This window comes from Pseudomonas sp. NCCP-436 (assembly GCF_019656335.1).
In the GTDB taxonomy this organism is placed as follows: Bacteria; Pseudomonadota; Gammaproteobacteria; order Pseudomonadales; family Pseudomonadaceae; genus Aquipseudomonas.
Window position 1 is genome coordinate 165,409 of the sequence record NZ_BPLZ01000005.1, and the last position, 18,016, is coordinate 183,424.

General features: G+C 60.3%; 19 protein-coding genes. All 19 read right to left on the reverse strand.

Features of this window, described 5'->3' with window-relative positions:
* Positions 1–94 precede the first annotated feature (94 nt).
* The 19 genes from flhB to NCCP436_RS08055 all read right to left on the reverse strand — a co-directional run bounded on the left by flhB (position 95) and on the right by NCCP436_RS08055 (position 17,841).
* A complete protein-coding gene (gene flhB, locus NCCP436_RS07965; protein WP_220803450.1) occupies positions 95–1,228 on the reverse strand; it encodes a flagellar biosynthesis protein FlhB in 1,134 nt (377 codons plus the stop codon).
* Positions 1,229–1,230: 2 nt separating this feature from the next.
* Complete coding sequence (gene fliR, locus NCCP436_RS07970) at positions 1,231–2,007, reverse strand: flagellar biosynthetic protein FliR (protein WP_220803451.1); 777 nt, start codon at positions 2,005–2,007, stop codon at positions 1,231–1,233.
* A 13-nt stretch (positions 2,008–2,020) separates the two neighbouring features.
* Positions 2,021–2,290: a flagellar biosynthesis protein FliQ gene (gene fliQ, locus NCCP436_RS07975; RefSeq protein WP_220803452.1), complete on the reverse strand. Its 270-nt coding sequence runs from the start codon at positions 2,288–2,290 to the stop codon at positions 2,021–2,023.
* Positions 2,291–2,302: 12 nt separating this feature from the next.
* Positions 2,303–3,088, reverse strand: coding sequence for a flagellar type III secretion system pore protein FliP (gene fliP, locus NCCP436_RS07980; RefSeq protein ID WP_220803453.1), 786 nt, complete (start codon positions 3,086–3,088; stop codon positions 2,303–2,305).
* Positions 3,088–3,516, reverse strand: coding sequence for a flagellar biosynthetic protein FliO (gene fliO / locus NCCP436_RS07985; RefSeq protein WP_220803454.1), 429 nt, complete (start codon positions 3,514–3,516; stop codon positions 3,088–3,090). The genes fliP and fliO overlap by 1 nt, the downstream gene beginning before the upstream one ends.
* 2 nt (positions 3,517–3,518) lie before the next feature.
* Entirely contained in the window at positions 3,519–3,992 is a 474-nt protein-coding gene (fliN, locus tag NCCP436_RS07990; protein ID WP_220803455.1) for a flagellar motor switch protein FliN, read from the reverse strand.
* A 38-nt stretch (positions 3,993–4,030) separates the two neighbouring features.
* Positions 4,031–5,002, reverse strand: a complete 972-nt coding sequence (gene fliM / locus NCCP436_RS07995) for a flagellar motor switch protein FliM (protein WP_220803456.1) — start codon at positions 5,000–5,002, stop codon at positions 4,031–4,033.
* Positions 5,003–5,015: 13 nt separating this feature from the next.
* Positions 5,016–5,531, reverse strand: coding sequence for a flagellar basal body-associated FliL family protein (locus tag NCCP436_RS08000; RefSeq protein WP_220803457.1), 516 nt, complete (start codon positions 5,529–5,531; stop codon positions 5,016–5,018).
* A gap of 234 nt (positions 5,532–5,765) precedes the next feature.
* Complete coding sequence (locus NCCP436_RS08005) at positions 5,766–6,887, reverse strand: flagellar hook-length control protein FliK (RefSeq protein ID WP_220803458.1); 1,122 nt, start codon at positions 6,885–6,887, stop codon at positions 5,766–5,768.
* A 67-nt stretch (positions 6,888–6,954) separates the two neighbouring features.
* Entirely contained in the window at positions 6,955–7,308 is a 354-nt protein-coding gene (locus NCCP436_RS08010) for an Hpt domain-containing protein (protein ID WP_220803459.1), read from the reverse strand.
* 347 nt (positions 7,309–7,655) lie between these two features.
* On the reverse strand, positions 7,656–8,105 hold the full coding sequence (gene fliJ, locus NCCP436_RS08015) for a flagellar export protein FliJ (RefSeq protein ID WP_220803460.1): 450 nt from the start codon (positions 8,103–8,105) through the stop codon (positions 7,656–7,658).
* A 31-nt stretch (positions 8,106–8,136) separates the two neighbouring features.
* Positions 8,137–9,483: a flagellar protein export ATPase FliI gene (gene fliI / locus NCCP436_RS08020; RefSeq protein WP_220803461.1), complete on the reverse strand. Its 1,347-nt coding sequence runs from the start codon at positions 9,481–9,483 to the stop codon at positions 8,137–8,139.
* Entirely contained in the window at positions 9,473–10,273 is an 801-nt protein-coding gene (gene fliH / locus NCCP436_RS08025; protein WP_220803462.1) for a flagellar assembly protein FliH, read from the reverse strand. The genes fliI and fliH overlap by 11 nt, the downstream gene beginning before the upstream one ends.
* 3 nt (positions 10,274–10,276) lie before the next feature.
* A complete protein-coding gene (gene fliG / locus NCCP436_RS08030; protein ID WP_220803463.1) occupies positions 10,277–11,293 on the reverse strand; it encodes a flagellar motor switch protein FliG in 1,017 nt (338 codons plus the stop codon).
* Complete coding sequence (fliF, locus tag NCCP436_RS08035) at positions 11,286–13,064, reverse strand: flagellar basal-body MS-ring/collar protein FliF (RefSeq protein ID WP_220803464.1); 1,779 nt, start codon at positions 13,062–13,064, stop codon at positions 11,286–11,288. Before fliF ends, fliG begins: the two co-directional genes overlap by 8 nt.
* Before the next feature lie 10 nt (positions 13,065–13,074).
* The gene (gene fliE, locus NCCP436_RS08040) at positions 13,075–13,404 is read right to left on the reverse strand and encodes a flagellar hook-basal body complex protein FliE (protein ID WP_220803465.1); all 330 of its coding nucleotides are present in this window, start codon (positions 13,402–13,404) and stop codon (positions 13,075–13,077) included.
* 204 nt (positions 13,405–13,608) lie between these two features.
* Entirely contained in the window at positions 13,609–14,994 is a 1,386-nt protein-coding gene (gene fleR / locus NCCP436_RS08045) for a sigma-54-dependent response regulator transcription factor FleR (protein WP_220803466.1), read from the reverse strand.
* A gap of 2 nt (positions 14,995–14,996) precedes the next feature.
* Positions 14,997–16,211, reverse strand: coding sequence for a PAS domain-containing sensor histidine kinase (locus tag NCCP436_RS08050; protein WP_220803467.1), 1,215 nt, complete (start codon positions 16,209–16,211; stop codon positions 14,997–14,999).
* A gap of 154 nt (positions 16,212–16,365) precedes the next feature.
* Entirely contained in the window at positions 16,366–17,841 is a 1,476-nt protein-coding gene (locus tag NCCP436_RS08055) for a sigma-54 dependent transcriptional regulator (protein ID WP_220803468.1), read from the reverse strand.
* Positions 17,842–18,016: the final 175 nt, after the last annotated feature.

An 18,016-nucleotide genomic window follows, 5' to 3' on the forward strand; every position in this document is an offset into this window, starting at 1 on the left:
TCAGAATGGATATGGCAAGAAGTGTTCCACAACGACACAGTAGCCAGATTCACGCCGCAAGAAAGCCTTTCGCGACGCCAGGAGCCGCCGTTTCTCAGTCGCGCCGCAGATCCGGGGGAATGGGCAGATCGGGCAGCGGCCCCGGGCGCTTGCCCTTACCGGCGCGGTACTGTCGCACCTGATAGACGTAAGCCAGCACCTGCGCCACGGCCAGGTACAGACCGGCCGGAATCTCCTGATCGAGCTCGGTGGAATAGAACACTGCACGGGCCAGTGCCGGCGACTCCAGCACCATCACCTGGTGTTCCTGGGCAATTTCGCGAATTTTCAGCGCCAGGAAGTCGCCACCCTTGGCCAGCAGCACCGGCGCACCGCCCTTGTCCGGGTCGTATTTAAGTGCCACCGCGAAATGGGTCGGGTTGGTAATGACCACGTCGGCCTGGGGTACTGCCTGCATCATGCGTCGTTCGGCAATTTCGCGCTGCATCTGGCGAATGCGTCCCTTGACCTCCGGCTTTCCTTCAGCGTCCTTGTGCTCGTCGCGCACCTCCTGCTTGGTCATCTTCAGCTTGTTCTTGTGACTCCAAAGCTGGAACGGTACATCCACCGCCGCGATCAGGATCAAGCCGCAGGAAAGCCAAAGTGCGCTCCAGCCGACCACCTGCAGGCTATGCATAATGGCTGACTCAAGCGGCTCGTTGGCAATGGCCAGCAGATCGTCCTGATCCATGGACAGCACCAACAGGGCCACGGCCAGAATCACCAGAAACTTGGCCAGAGCCTTGAGCAGTTCCACCAGCGCCTGAACAGAGAACATGCGCTTGAGCCCGGCAAGCGGATTCATCCGACTACCCTTGGGCTGTAGCGCCTCAAGCGAGAACAGCCAGCCGCCAATGACGATGGGGCCTACCACCGAAGCAATCAGCAGCGCGATAAAAAACGGCTGCATGGCCATCAGCACATGCTTGCCCGAGGCAAACAGGTGCAGTGCCATACTGGCCTCACTCATCAGCACCTCTCGCGGCAAACTGAAGTTACCGCGCATCAGATCTAGCAAGGCGTTGCCTATCTGCGCCCCAAGCACCATCAGCGCGACAGTGCCGATAAGGGTCACCGCCAGGGTATTAAGCTCCTTGGAGCGAGCGATCTGACCTTTCCTGCGCGACTCCTCAAGCCGCTTGCCAGTAGGTTCCTCGCTCTTTTCGGCACCGCTTTCGGTCTCGGCCATGGCTACCTCGTGCGGGCGAAATCGCCCAACTGCTGCAGGGCTTCGCTGGCCAGCCCCTGGAACAAACTGCCGAAGTCGTAGAGGCCCACCCAGAAGATCACCAGGCCAAGCACCAGAGTCATGGGAAAGCCAATGCTGAAGATATTGAGCTGCGGCGCAGCACGAGTCATTACGCCAAAAGCCAGGTTGATGACCAAAAGCGCCGTGACCATCGGCAGGGTCAGCAGCAGCCCGGCACCAATCACCCAGCCCAGCTTACCGGCCATGTCCCAGTAGTGAGTAAGCATCAACCCCTGGCCTGGCGGCAGGGTAACGAAGCTTTCGGCGAGAATCTCCAATACCATCAGGTGACCGTTGATGGCGAGAAACAGCAAAGTCACCAGGATCAGCATGAACTGGCCGAGTACCGGCACAGACACACCGTTTGACGGATCCACCATGGAGGCGAAACCCAGGCCCATCTGCATGGCGATAATCTGCCCGGCGACGGTAAACAGGTGGAAGAACAGCTGGAGGATGAAGCCGAACATGACGCCAATCAACACCTGCTCGGCGATCAGCAGCAGGCTGCGCAGGCTCAGGGCGTCGACCGGCGGCATCGGCGGCAGAGTCGGCACCAGCACCACACTGATGGCCAGTGCCAAATACAGACGTACGCGGGTCGGCACCAGTTGAGTACCGATGATCGGCATCACCATCAGTGTCGCCGCAATGCGAAACAGCGGCAGCAGGAACTGACCGACCCAACCGCCAATCTGCTCATTGCTCAGCTCCAGCATGACCAGGCCGGCCTCAACCGATCAGGTAAGGGATGTTCTGAACCAGCGTCTGGGTGTAGGCCATAAGCTGGCTAACCAGCCATGGGCCAGACCAGATCAACGTCAGCAACATCACCATCAGGCGCGGCAGAAAGCTCAGGGTCTGCTCGTTGATCTGAGTGGCGGCCTGAAACATAGCCACCAGCAGGCCCACCACCAGGCTTGGCACCACCGCCAGACCGACGATCATCACGATCAGCCAGAGCGCTTCGCGAAGCAGGTCAACCGCGATCTCAGGGGTCATTGGTAAACCTCGCTACAGGGTGCCGAAACTGGCGGCCAGAGTGCCCATGATCAGCGCCCAGCCGTCAACCAGCACGAAGAGCATGATCTTGAACGGCAGGGAAATGATCAGCGGCGAGAGCATCATCATGCCCATCGCCATGAGGATACTGGCCACCACCATGTCGATGATCAAGAACGGAATGAAGATCATGAAGCCGATCTGAAATGCGGTCTTCAGCTCGGAAGTGACGAAGGCAGGCACCAGAATACTCAGCGGCACATCCTCAACGCTAGCCAGATCCGTACGCTTGGACAGTCGCACGAATAGCTCAAGGTCGCTCTCGCGAGTCTGCGCCAGCATGAAGTTGCGGATCGGCACTTCGGCCCGGCTCAGCGCCTCCTGTGCTGCGATTTCCTCATTGAGATAGGGCTGCAGGGCATCGGTGTTGATGCGGTCGAACACCGGAGCCATGATGAACAGTGTCAGGAACAGCGCCAGGCCAACCAGAATCTGGTTCGACGGTGTCTGCTGCAGACCCAACGCCTGACGCAGGATAGAGAATACAATGATGATGCGGGTAAAGCTGGTCATCAGCATGACGAACGCTGGGATGAAACTCAGCGCCGTCATGATCAGCAGAATCTGCAGACTGACCGAATATTCCTGCTGGCCCTGCTCGTCGGTGGACAGGGTAATGGCCGGAATCGACAGAGGACTGCTGCCCGGCTGGATCAGCGCGCTGCCAGCCTGCGGGATGTCGGCAAAAGTCAGCGGCGAGACCAGCCCCAGCAACAGCACCAAGAGCAAGCGCAGCATCAGGATTTGTCCTTCTGATCCTTGCCCAGCAGCTCCATCAGGCGCTGGGCGAACTCCGGCGTGGCCGGCTCGGTATCAGCCAAATGTACCGGCTCCTTGAGAACATGCAGAGGCGTGATGCGCCCTGCTGAAACACCCAGCAGGATCTGCTCACTCCCCACCTGCACCAGCACCAGACGATCACGCGGGCCGAGCATTTGCGTCGCCAGCAAACGAATCACCTGGCCGCTGCGCGGGGTAAGTCCCTGCACCCGACGCAGAAGCCAGGCCAGCAGGAAGATCAGCCCTACCACCAGCAGCAGGCCCAGCAGCAGCTGGCCAAGCTGGCCGGCCGCATCACTGCCGGCCATCGGCGTTACCTTGCCACCCGGCTCGGCCGCCTGAACCAAAGCCGGTAGTACCAGCAGCCACGGAAGAAGGCGCCTCATGATCAGCGCAGCTTCTTGATGCGTTCACTGGGACTGATCACGTCGGTCAGGCGGATGCCAAACTTCTCGTTGACCACCACCACCTCGCCATGGGCGATCAGGGTACCGTTGACCAGCACATCGAGCGGCTCCCCGGCCAGGCGGTCAAGCTCAATCACCGAGCCCTGATTGAGCTGCAGCAGATTACGGATGGTGATATCGGTGTTGCCCACCTCCATAGAAATGGACACCGGGATATCGAGGATCACATCCAGATTCGGCCCTTCCATGCCGACCGGATGGCTGGGTGCAGGTGCTACTGCGGTGAAATCCTCCATCTGCACGCGTGGCGGCGCCGACCGCGCGGATGCAGCCTCGCCCTGCCCGGCCAGCATGGCATCGATATCGTCCTGGCTGGTGTCACCGGCCTCGGCCAAAGCTGCAGCCCATTCGTCGGCCAGCGCCTGCTCCTCGGGAGAAGTGTTTTCGTCTGCCATCGTAATTCCTCGCGTAGCTCAGATGGTCGGGCAGCGCCTCAGCGCTGCCTCTCGACCGGTTCAAGTACCTGCAGCGCCAGATTGCCCTTGTGCGCCCCCAGCTTGACCTTAAAGGTCGGCACGCCATTGGCGCGCATCACCATGAATTCCGGCAGCTCCACCGGAATCACGTCGCCCGGCTGCATGTGCAGGATGTCGCGCAGCTTCAGTTGACGGCGCGCTACAGTGGCGGCCAGCGGCACGCTGACATCGAGAATGTCGTCGCGCAATGCCCGACTCCATCGCTCATCCTGATCATCGACATCGGACTGGAAACCGGCATCAAGCATCTCGCGGATCGGCTCGATCATCGAGTAGGGCATGGTGATGTGCAGGTCACCACCACCACCGTCCAGCTCGATGTGGAAAGTAGATACCACCACCACTTCACTGGGGCTGACGATGTTGGCCAGCGCCGGGTTAACTTCGGAGTTGACGTACTCGAAGTTGATGTCCATCACCGCATGCCAGGCCTCACGCAGGTCAACGAAAGCCTGGTCGAGCACCATGCGCACCACGCGCAGCTCGGTAGGAGTGAACTCACGCCCCTCGATCTTGGCGTGGCGTCCGTCACCGCCAAAGAAATTGTCCACCAGCTTGAACACCAGCCGGGAGTCGAGAATAAAAAGGCCGGTGCCGCGCAACGGCTTCATCTTGACCAGATTGAGACTGGTGGGCACGTAGAGCGAGTGGACGTACTCGCCAAACTTCATCACCTGCACACCACCGACGGCGACATCGGCCGAGCGGCGCAGCAGATTGAACATGCTGATACGGGTATAGCGGGCGAAACGCTCGTTGATCATTTCCAGCGTTGGCATGCGTCCGCGGACGATGCGATCCTGGCTGGTCAGGTCATACTGACGGACACTGCCGGGCTCTGCGGCATCCTCCGTCTCTACCAGCCCATCGTCGACACCATGTAGCAAGGCATCGATTTCGTCCTGGGATAGCAGGTCTTGTACGGCCATAATCGGCTCCGGGCTACTGCAATACGAAATTGGTGAACAGCACCTGTTCGACTACAGGGCTGCCGGTTTCTTTTTGAGCCAGTTCCTGCACCTTGGCCAATGCCTGCTGCAACAGCTGCGCCTTGCCCTCAGGCGTACGTAGAACAGCGAAATCCTGGCCAGATAACAACATCACAAGTTGGTTGCGCAGCAGCGGCATGTGGGTTTTGAGGCGCTCCATACCAACAGCGTCACGCCCCATCAGCGCCATGCTTACCTGCAAATAGCGGGTGCGGTTCTCATAATTGAAATTCACCACAAAAGCCGGTTGCAAGTCCTGATAAAGCGCAGGCAGACGCACCGGCGGCAGCGCACTGGTCTGCTCCGGAACACTCTCGGCATTTTGACGATCCTTGCTGAGGATGAACCAGGTTCCGCCAACGGAAAGGCCGACAGCCAGAAGCAGGCTCGCCACGATCAACACAATGAGCTTGAGTTTACCTGTGCCGGACGCACTGCCGTCGCCGCCCGCAGCCCCATTCTTAGCCATGCCAATAATCCGTCACGATAAAAGTTCTTTCCGGGTTCAAGAGGTTAGGAGCAAGTGTTATGCCAGCATCCTGACTGACTTGTCTAATTTCCTGAGACCGCTGGCACCAGTTCATCTGCCACAATATTCTGGAAATGGCTCCGGGGTGCGGATTTAACAGCGCCACGTAGCAACTGTCACGTCAAACGACAGCGCCCAGGCAATTGCCCGGGCGCCGCGAGTAAAAACACCAACTCAAGCGTAGTAGTCCACCAGCCCCCTGCCTGCACGCAGCGTATCCATACGCTCGGCAGCTTCGCTCAGGCGCTCATCGGCAAACAACGACTCATCAGCCGAGCTAGCGCGCGCACGCCCCTCGCGCGCTTCCTGCCCCTCACGCCCCTGGGCATGATCCGAAACATTGGCATCTGCCAGGTTCATGCCCTGCTGGGTGAACAGCTCGCGCAGGCGGTGCATCTGCCCCTCAAGCGCCTCTCGCACACCAGCGTTGGCACTGGCGAAGGAAACCTGAGCCTGATCCTGGGTCAGGTTGACTCGTACCTCCAGTCGCCCCAGCTCGGCAGGATCGAGCTGTATCTCGGCTGACTGGAGGTTCTGGCTGGACAGCCACATGACCCGCTCAACCAGCGCCTCACTCCAGCCGGCCTGCTGCATAATCAGAGGCTGACCCGGTACCAGCGGCAAACGCTGTGCCGTCACAGACTGCTGGCCAACAGCTTGGGCCAAAATACTCAGACGTCCGGCAAGCGGATCTGCGCGGCTGGGTTCGACGCTCTCCTTCTGGCTCTCCAGCCCCTCTGACGGACTGTCGAAATGCAGCTCGGTAGGCGCCTCCTCGCCTTGAGCGCCATCCTCCAGTGCCATGGCAGACATCGCCGCGGCAAAGTCTCCGCGCCCGGTACGCTCGCTACGCGTGGCCAATAGCCGCCCCTGGTCTGCCAGCTGCGACTTCGGATCTAAGGATGCCTCGGCATCCAGCTGCAGCTGCTCACCCAGGTTCCCGCCGTCAGGCTCAGGGGGCATCTCACTCTGCAGCTCCCCAGCCAAAGCCATCGCCAGCAGTGGATCGAGAACCTGCGGAGCATCTTCCGCGTCCGGCAAAGCATTGCCGGTATCGGCAACATCCGACTGCTCAGCGGCAGGCTCGGCGGCCTTCCCTGCCGGCCGCCCGGTTGCGGCATCGTTATGCTTCGCCCCCTCGGAGCGTTCGACAGAACGGCCCTGGCGCTCCTGCTCATAGACCTCGGAAAAGCTGGAACCCTTGTTCCGAGAGGGCTCCAGCGCCCTGGCAGAAGGCTGAACCTTGCTCTTGGCCTCAGGCGGAGCCTGCAGGCGCAATTCGGGCAACGCGGACATGGACAGTCTCCGTCTATTGATTCGTGATAACACCAAAGCAAAGGACGGGCCAACTCGGCAGAGAGCTTTAGTGACGGTAACGTTGGCGCTCAGACTTAAGCAAAATGCGTACGATGGCGAATTCGCGCTCAATCTTGCCGATCAGATCCGGCAACTGCTCTAGCGCCTCATGGTGTCCGAGATCCTCCAGCTGGCGACAGAGCTCGGCCAGCAAAGGAGCGCCCATGTTACTGCAGCTGCCTTTAAAACTGTGGGCAGCCAGGCGTAGCCCCCGGCTATCGCCCTCTATCGCGGTGCGACGCAATAGTCGCAAGCGTTCCTCAGAGTCAGCTACAAAGGTATCGAGCAAAACCGGATACTCGTCTTCCATAACCTCCTGCAGAGCAGCCAGCACAGCATCGTCAAGATGGATGTCAGACACCAGATCACTCCCTGATTGCCGGGCTCGTCACGAACCAGGCTTTGTACGAAAGGAGCCTGTGCTCGATGACTTTCCGTATAGAGCCTAGCAACGCCTGCAACTCCAAAAACAGCGCCTCCGGCTGCCAGCGCAGCCTGTGAAAGCAGCCGGCATTATGCCTTAGCGAATCAGCAAAACTCTACGCTGATACCGCGCTCATCCGGCCAGACATTAGAATGTCGCTAAAAGCGAATGTGCTTCAGACCTGCGCTCAATGCATTTTGACGGGCAGCATGATCGACGCCGAATCGAAGGCCACTCAGATGCCGATTTACTGCTGACAGTGCATCGTCGATGCACAATCACGCTCAGCCGTCGTCACGCTCCACCAGACGCTGCGCCAGTTCATCGAGCAACTTCTGTTCGCGCTTGTCCTCGGCCAACCGTGCCTCGTTCAGGTAGCGTTGTACCAGTTTGCGCAAGCCTTCCAGACGTGCATAACGCTGCTGCCAGGCAGCACGCGCCTTCTCCAGATTGGCCTTATGCCACTGGATACTCTGCCACTGCTGCTCAACAGCCAGCTCAAGCTGTGTCAGAAAACGCTGGTAATTTATCAGCCACTGCCCGGAAACGCCCTGACTACCCTGGTTGATCCACTGCTGCTGGTAGTCGTCTCGGTAACGTTCCAGCTCGCCGAGCTTGGCTTCAGCCTGGCTCACCACCCCCTGGCAGTGACCCAGCTGGCGTGCAGCATCGCGCTCGGCCTTTTCCGCCATATCAACGACCGGCTGCAGGCGCTTGGCACGGCTCAGGCTCATGCTTAGGCTCCTGGTTCAGGCACTGCTGTCATCACGACTCCAGCACCGCCATCAGTTGATCCCGACTCTGCGTCATCGGCACGCACTCGCTGAGCCCCTGACGCAGGTAGTGGGCCATGGCCGGCTGACGGGCGATGGCCAGATCTGTGTCGGGATCGCCGCCGGCGACGTAAGCCCCGACGCTGATCAGGTCGCGGCTCTGCTGGTAACGCGACCACAGCTGCTTGAAGCGCTGTGCCTGCCTGAGGTGCTCGGGACTGACCACCTGCGGCATGACCCGGCTGATCGAGGCCTCGATGTCGATGGCCGGGTAATGGCCCTCCTCCGCCAAGCGGCGCGACAGCACAAAGTGCCCGTCGAGCACGCCGCGCGCAGCGTCGGCGATTGGATCCTGCTGGTCGTCACCCTCGGAAAGCACGGTGTAGAAGGCTGTGATCGAACCACCACCGGCCTCGCCGTTGCCGGCACGCTCTACCAGCTTCGGCAGCTTGGCAAACACCGACGGCGGGTAGCCCTTGGTTGCTGGCGGCTCGCCGATGGCCAGAGCAATTTCGCGCTGAGCCTGGGCATAACGGGTCAAAGAATCCATCAGCAGCAGGACGTTCTTGCCCTTGTCGCGAAAATATTCGGCGATACGCGTGCAGTACTGGGCGGCACGCAGACGCATCAGCGGCGCATCGTCAGCTGGCGAAGCCACCACCACCGAGCGTTTGAGGCCCTCCTCGCCGAGAATCTCGTCAATGAACTCCTTGACCTCGCGACCACGCTCACCAATCAGCCCAACGACGATAATCTCGGCCTCGGTAAAGCGGGTCATCATGCCCAGCAACACCGACTTGCCGACACCGGTACCAGCGAACAGTCCCAGACGCTGGCCACGACCGACGGTGAGCAGGCCGTTGATTGAGCGGATGCCGACATCCAGCGGCTGACTGATCGGGTCGCGCTTGAGCGGGTTGATAGTGGGGCCGTCCATCGGCACCCAATCCTCAGCCTTCATCCCGCCCTTGCCATCAAGCGCACGACCGGCGCCATCAAGCACCCGGCCAAGCATGCTCATACCCATCGGTAGGCGCCCGGTCTCCGCCAGTGGCACGACACGCGCCCCCGGGGCTATACCGGCCAGACTGCCGACCGGCATCAGGTAGATTTTGCTGCCGGAAAAGCCCATTACCTCGGCTTCGACCTGCACCGGGTGGTAGCTGTCATCGTTGATCACCAGGCAGCGGCTGCCAACTGCGGTACGCAACCCCTCAGCCTCCAGAGTCAGCCCCACCATGCGCAGCAGACGGCCTTCGACAACGGACTGAGCCGGCAGGCGGATGGCGTCGATATAGCTATCCAACCGACGGGCAAAACTGATGCGGTCAAGACGCATCGTCGTCATCCAGACTCAGGTGGATGTCAGCCTCCGGCGACTGCGAGAACTGTGCGCGCTGCTGTTCGAACAGCTGCTTGAGAGCCTGTGACAGGCGCGTCTCGATGCTGGCATCGATCTGGCTGTGCTCCGTCTCGATACGACAGCCCCCCGGCAGCAGATTGTCATCTTCGAGAATGCGCCAGCTTTCCTCGTGTCGCTCACGTAGCGCACGAATGGTTTCGAAATCCTGCGGATTGACCTGGATACGCACATTACTGGCCCCCATCGGCAACAGCTTGAGCGCCTCGCGCAGTACCTGGCGGATCTGACTGGAGTCGATGCTCAGCTCGCGCTGAACCACCTCGCGCACCATATGGCCGACCAACCGTACCAGAGCGACTTCGAGCTGCTGATCCTGCTCTGCGATAGGCTCGAACAGCTGGCTCATGAGTTTCTCCAGGCTGCCTAGTCTGAGCGCCAGCTGCGCTTCGGCCTCCTGCCGCGCCTTGAGCTGGCCGGAGTGGAACCCATCCTTCTCGCCAGCAGCAAACCCTTCGTTGTAGGCGTCCTGGCGGATGGCCTCAAGCTCCTCCAGAGTCAGCGGCTGCACCTGTTCGGGCGGAACCTCCTCAATCTGCACGGGAAGCTCCGGTTCGGTCTCCACCGGTTCAGACTGCGGTTCCTCCAGCACTTCAGGCTCTTCGGAGGCCTCCACCGAGGCATCGAAGCTGGGCAACGCCCAGCGGTCGAAGACACCCAGCTCGCTGGCACGGATCAGCTCGCTTTCCGATTCCTTGTTCACCGCCATGGCTTAGACCATCTCCTCGCCACCCTTGCCACCGAGCACTATCTCGCCAGCTTCCGCCATACGACGGGCAATGGTGAGAATCTCCTTCTGCGCCGTTTCCACGTCGCTGACCCGTACCGGCCCCTTGGCCTCCAGATCGTCGCGCAACAGCTCGGCGGCACGCTTGGACATGTTCTTGAAGACCTTCTCCTTGACCGCGTCGTCGGCCCCCTTCAGCGCCAGCACCAATACCTCAGAGGAGACCTCGCGCAGCAACAGCTGGATGCCACGGTCGTCGACATCGGCCAGGTTGTCGAAAACGAACATCAGATCCTCGATCTGCATCGACAGATCCTCGTCCATCTCGCGAATGGCATCCATCAGTTGCCCTTCGATGGAGCTGTCGAGGAAGTTCATGATGTCCGCTGCACGCTTGACCCCGCCCATGGCAGCACGTGACGTATTGGCGCTACCGGAGAACTGCTTCTCGAGGATCTGATTGAGTTCCTTGAGCGCCGAGGGCTGCACAGTGTTAAGCGATGACACGCGCAGGATAATGTCCAGGCGCACCTTATGATCGAAGTGACTAAGCACCTCGCCGGCCTGATCCGGGTCGAGGTAGGCCACCACGATAGCCTGAATCTGCGGGTGCTCGTAACGAATCACGTCGGCTACCGCGCGTGGCTCCATCCATTTGAGACTGTCCAGACCACTGGTGCTGCCACCCAGCAGGATCCGGTCGATCAGGTTGCCTGCCTTATCCTCACCCAGGGCCTGGGTGAGCATCTTGCGGATGTAACCATCGGCACCGACACCAAGGCTGGTCTGGTCGCCGACGATCTCGACAAACTCAGCCATCACCTGCTCCACCTGTTCACGGTGAATATTGCGCATCGCGGCCATGGCCATGCCAACCCGCTGCACTTCCTTCGGCCCGAGGTGACGCAGCACCTGCGCCGCGTCGGTCTCGCCCAGCGACAGCAGCAAGATGGCTGCCTTGTCAACCTTGCTCAACTTGCTGACGGTACGATTGTCACTCATCGGCGTTGATCCATTCTTTCACCACCTGGGCCACCCGGCCCGGGTCTTCAGCCACCAAACTCTTGATGGCATTCAGTTGGGCATCATAACCCTCGCTGGGACTGGGCAGCAGGATACTTTGCGGGCCGCCCAGACTGACGCGATCCTCGGCCAACTCACCATCAAGCCCGGCCATGTCGCCCAGCTCGCCCTCACCGGCTGCCTCCAGCTCACGGCTCTTGCTGCCGCTAATATTGTTCAGCAGCGGACGCAGCACGATCAGCGCCAGAACGGCGATGATCAATACACCAACCACCTGCTTAACGATGTTCCAGAACCATGGTTCGGTGTAGAACGGCTCACTCGGAATCACCTCATCCTGTGCATCAGCGAAAGCGCTATTGATCACACTGACACTGTCACCCCGGCTGGCATCGAAACCGACCGAATCCTGTACCAGACGGGTAAAGCGGGCCAGGTCGTCAGCACTCCAGGGTATCCGGGTGGTCTCACCGGTGGCCGGATCCACCCGGATCTGGTCGTCTACCACCACGGCGACGGAAAGACGACGCAAGCGCCCCTGCTGCTGTTTGGTGTAACTGATCGAACGATCCAGCTCGAAGTTGCGGGTCGACTGCTCGCGCTTGTCGGCCGGATACGGCGCCAGCATCGGCTGACCTGTCACCGGATCCATGATCTGCTGGCCGTTGGCGTCCACCAGCGGCTGCCCCGGCGCCACCGGCCCAGCACTACCGGCCACCCCCCCCGTCTGTTCCGGAGCGCTGGCCGGGCCCGGCGGCTGATTGGAAAGAGCGCCAGGCACGCCCTGTGGCGGCAGGCTGCTCTGACGCTGTTCGTTGACCTGTTGTTCGCTGCGCAGTGCCGGCTGATCCGGGTTGAACATCTCGGAGGTGGATTCGACCGAGCTGAAATCGACGTCCGCCGAAACTTCCGCCTTGTAGCGTCCGACGCCAAGCACCGGCTGCAGGATGTTATGCACGCGCTGGGTGAACAGGCTTTCCATCCGGCGGGTGTAGTCGAACTGCTTGCCGGCCATGGTCAGTTCAGACAACTCCTGCTGATCCGAGAGTAGATTGCCCTTTTGGTCGACCACGGTGACTTGGTTCTTGTCCAGCTCAGGCACACTGGTAGCCACCAGGTTGACAATCGCCATCACCTGGCTTGGCTCCAGCGCCCGCCCCGGATACAGCTCAACCAGTACCGAGGCGCTGGGCTTGCGTTCGTCGCGTACAAACACTGAAGACTTCGGCACGGCCAGGTGCACACGTGCGGCCTTGACGTTGTTCAGGCTGGAGATGGTGCGGGCCAACTCCCCTTCAAGACCGCGACGATAGCGGGTCGCCTCCATAAACTGGCTGGTGCCCAGTCCCTGCTCACGATCCAGGATCTCGAAACCCACGCTGGTATCGGTCGGTGCGACGCCGGCCGCCGCCAGACGCAGCCGCGCACGCGCGAGATCCTCGGACCTGACCAACAAAGCGCCAGAATTGGGTTCAAGGGTGTAGTCGATGCCGGCAGCAGTCAGAGTGTCCAGCACCTGAGTTGCATCCATGCCGTTGAGACTGCCGTAGAGCGGGCGGTAATCCGGCTGCTGCGACCAGAGTACTACGGCAAAACCGATGGCCACGCTGGCCGCCAGCCCGACCAGCAGGCCAAGCTGACGCAACACCGACATATCGGCCAGATTCTCCAGAAAGCTCAGGCGCAGCAGCGGGCTCTTAGCTTCAGCGGCCTCGGCCTTGACAGGAACATTTGCAGCGGCTTCAGACATGTATCAACCCTCAGACCGGCATCTGCATGATGTCTTGGTAGGCCTGAACCAGCTTGTTACGCACTTGGGTCATCGCCTGGAAGGATACGCTGGCCTTTTGCGAAGCGATCATCACGTCAGTCAGGTCGACGCCACTCTGGCCCATCTCGAAGGCCTCGGCCAGCTTGTTGGAAGCTTGCTGGGTTTCATTGACCTTGTTGACCGCCTGCCCAAGCATTTCCGAGAAGCTCGGCACACCCTGCACTGGCTCGCTTGCCACAGGCTTTTGCCGCGCCATGGCCTCAGCCTGCATGGCACGCATTTCCAACATCAAGCGATTGAATTCGACACCCTGGCTCATGACTTCCTCCACCGTCCGCTTTTTGACACAAGCGGCCTTGTACATGGATATCTGCAACAAGAATGCCAGAACGCTAATTAGCAGCTATATCGACTGACAGACTTGTGCCCATGTGTCTCGGTCGAGCAAAACCGGATCAGAGCTGGCCAGCCTGCGAAGGAAGAAAAAACCGGGCACTCCGGCCCGGTATGTATTGCTCAGTGTTCAGCTGGCGTAGAGGTAGGCCTCGACATCCATGCCTGCATCGCGCATTTGCGCCAGCTTGTAACGCAGGGTGCGCGGGCTGATACCCAGACGCTCGGCAGCTTCCTTGCGCCTACCACGCTCGGCACGCAATGTGTCGATAATCATCTGGAACTCGCGACGGCGCAGATCCTCACCCAGAGCGCCGGCCTCAACAGTCACCGCTGGCTCCACAGGCGGCTGCGCAGAAACGCTGACGGGCGCCAATGCCAAGCCGGCCTGTACCTGCAAACACAGATCCTGCGGCACAATCACCCCGCCTTGCTGCAGGATCAGCGCCCGCTGGATGGCATTGTCCAGCTCCCTCACATTGCCGGGCCAGGAGTGCTGCACCAGGCAACGCGCGGCCTCTCCGGACAGACGCACCGCCGTCTGGTTCATTTTTCTCGCATGCTTGGCCAGCAGACGCTCGGCCAGCGGCAGAATATCGGCAGGACGTTCACGCAGTGGTCGCCAGGCCAAAGGAAAGACCGACAAGCGATAGTAGAGATCCTCGCGAAAACGCCCAGCTGCCACTTCACTGGCCAGATCCCGGTTACTGGTAGCCAGCACTCGGATATCCAGACGAGTCGGCTTGCGTGCGCCGACTCGCTCCACCTCTCGCTCCTGCAGTACACGCAACAGCTTGGCCTGCAGCCCCAGCGGCATTTCGGAAATCTCATCAAGCAAAATGGTACCGCCATCGGCCAGCTCAAACTTGCCCGGCTGAGCGCTGACAGCCCCGGTGAAGGCCCCCTTCTCGTGGCCAAAAAGCGTGGCTTCAAGCATGTTGTCGGGAATTGCAGCACAGTTGATTGCGATAAACGGCCCACTGGCACGTGGCGACTGCTGGTGAATGTAGCGCGCCAGCACTTCCTTGCCGGTACCGGACTCACCAGTGATCATTACCGTCGAGTCGCTCTGCGCCACGCGTGCGGCCAGCTCCAGCAACTGCCGACTGGCAGGCTCAACCGCCACCGGCCCGTCCTGCTCGGCCACCGGCAGGCGACCAAGAGCATGCCGAGCCACAAGCTCCAGCAGCGTGCGCGGCTCGAAGGGTTTTACCAGATAGTCTGCCGCCCCCTGACGAATGGCATCGACCGCCCGCTCCACTGCAGCAAAGGCCGTCATCAGCAAAACCGGCAGCTGCGGATAGCGATTGCGGATCAGCCCCAGCAACTGATGTCCGTCCATACCTGGCATGTTGACGTCGCTGATTACCAGTCCGAACGACTCCTCGTCCAGCGCAACCAGCGCAGCTTCGGCACAGTCGACAGCCCGGTAGTCATACCCGCCGAGGCACAACGTGTCGGCCAGGGCTTCGCGCAGCGCGCGATCGTCTTCAACCAACAGCACTTTGGCAACCATGGTTACTCCTGAGTCGAGCAAGGAGCCGCTTCAAGCAGCGGCAGGGAGACAATGGCACAGGTACCACGCCCCTCGCGGGAGCGCAGCAGCAGCTGACCGTGGTGCGCGCGCGCCACGGCCTTGACGACGGCCAGACCCAGACCGGTTCCGGTGGTCTTGGTGGTAAAGAAGGGTTCACCCAAACGCGCCAGAGTCTCGTGGCTCATGCCCGGACCGTTGTCGCTGACGCACAGGCGCAACTGGTTGGCACGACGATACAGGTGGATCTTCAGCTGTGACCGAGGGCCAGCTGCTTGCACCGCGTTGTCGATCAGGTTAAGCACGATGCCAACCAGAGTGTCGCGATTGCATAGCAATTCACCCTCGCGTACGTCGCACTGCCAACGAACCCTCACCTCACCCAGATGCGCCTCGGCAGCGGCTCGCACAGCATCGAACAATTGCCTCGGCGCCAGACGATCCGACAGGGGCAACTCGCCGCGTGCGAATACCAGCATATCGCGCACCTGGTTCTCCAACTCGTGCAACCGTTCCTTCAGACGTCCGGCAAAACGCTGCTGCTGCTCGACAGGCAACACATGGTCACTGAGGTGACCGGCATATAGCAGGGCAGCCGACAGCGGCGTGCGGATCTGATGAGCCAGAGAGGCGACCATACGGCCGAGAGCGGAAAGACGCTCATGACGGGACAACTGGTCTTGCAGGCGGCGGGTTTCCGTCAGATCCGTGAGCAGTACCAATTGTCCAGGCTCGCCATGTAACGAGCGCGTGGCAATTGACAGGCGACGACCGTCATGCAGGGAAATCTCGTGCCCATCGTCCTTGCGAGGTGCAAAGCAGCGGGCGATCACCTGACGCCAGAGCATACCCACCAGCGGCTGGCCAAGCAGAGCCCGGGCCACAGGATTGGCTTCGCGCACCACGCCCTGCCCATCGATCACGATGACCCCGCCAGGCAACAGATCCAGCAGGCTCTGCAGCCGATGGGCCAGACGTTCTTTCTCCGCCAACTCCTGCATGCGCTGGGCACTAACCAGGGCCAACTGGCCCTTCAGCTCATTGACCCGCGCCTCCAGCAGACTGTAGGACTCGCTCAACTGGCTGGACATCTGGTTGAACAGGGCGAGAGCCTGTTCCATACCGGCACGGCTGGCAGAATCGAAGGACGCAGGCTGGCCTGGCTCGACGGGCTCGAATGGACGAAGGTTGACTGTCATCGGTTCCTCTCGCATGACACACCGTCAGAATACGGGCGGTTACGAGAGGTTTAGCAATCCTCATGCCGACTTTTTTGGCGTTTATTATCAACAACTTAAAAATAAAGCCGGCAGCTCGCGTCAAAGCTCCGGCTTCATTGTCGACCTGGAATACTCAGTCAATGGCCTGGCCGTCCTCATCTCGACGTCCCATGCCGTACTTGCGCATCTTCTCCACCAGAGTCGTACGACGGATACGCAGGCGCTCGGCAGCTCGCGCCACAACGCCACCGGCATCATCCAGTGCCTGCTGAATCAGCCCCTGCTCCAGGTTGCCGAGGTAGTCTTTCAAGTCTAGCCCCTCCGGCGGCAGCATGGCCGGCGAATCGACGCCAGGCAAGCCGGCCATGATCGCCGCCCGTTCCTCCATCTCGTCACGCAGACTGGCTGCCAATTGTTCGTCCTCGTCATCCACATGGCGGAACTTCTTCGGCAACTCGCCGACTCCGATGACGCCGTACGGGTGCATGATCGCCATACGCTCGACCAGGTTGGCCAGCTCTCGCACGTTGCCTGCCCAGTCATGGCGACACAGCGACATGATGGCTGCGGAATTGAAGCGTATGGAGCCGCGCTTTTCGTGCTCCATACGGGAAATCAGCTCGTTCAGCAACAGAGGGATATCCTCAATGCGCTCACGCAGCGGCGCCATTTCGATAGGGAACACATTGAGGCGGTAGTACAGATCCTCGCGGAAGGTACCTTCCTCGATCATTTTTTCCAGATTCTTATGAGTCGCCGCAATGATGCGTACATCGGCAGTCTGCGTTTTGTTGCTGCCAACCCGCTCAAAAGTGCGCTCCTGCAATACACGCAAAAGCTTGACCTGCATGGGCAGCGGCATATCGCCAATCTCGTCAAGGAACAACGTGCCGCCATTGGCCAGCTCGAAACGCCCTGCACGACTGGTGATAGCCCCGGTAAAGGCTCCTTTTTCGTGACCAAACAGTTCGCTTTCCAGCAACTCAGCCGGAATAGCGCCACAGTTGACCGGCACGAAGGGCGCCTGACGCCGCTTGGAATGGTAGTGCAGGTTTCGCGCTACCACCTCCTTGCCGGTACCGGATTCGCCAAGAATCAGTACGTTTGCCTCTGTGTCAGCCACCTGCTGCATCATTTGCCGGACCTGCTGAATCGCCCGACTGGTACCAACCAGACTGCGAAACAGATTTGGCTCGCGCTGGCGACCACGCTCCCGGGCCTGATCGTACATCTCTCGATACACCTGGGCGCGGTGCAACGAATCCAGCAATTTGTTGTAGCTCAGTGGAACTTCCAGGGTGGCCAGCACACGGCGGCGTAGATCCTCTGGCCATTCATGACTGGCCGAATCACTCAGCGCCAGCAATGGAAGAAACTCATCCCAGGCAGCGACCTGTTTGGTCAACTCGAGTGCCCCGCCCCGACTTTCAACCTCTCCCAGCAACACACAAAGCACTTCCCGACTCGACTCCAGAGCGCTCACCGCCTCACGCCAGCTCTCGCTAGTACAGCTCAGGAATTCCTCGCCGAGAAAATTCAGAATGATCGCAAGTTCGTGACGGCGCGCAGCATTGTCGTCGATCAGCAGGATTTTGGTTTCACGCCACATGTTGTGCTTGTCTGACCCTGGAGATGAAAGTGATGATGCGCCTGCCGCTGGACATAGCCAGGCAATTGGCCACTAGTAAAGTCAAAAAACTCAAGGCTGTCAAATTTATGACGTACGAGTAGATATATCAGAGTCCCAGATAGCCAACCGCAGTACCGGATGAACAGCTATGAAG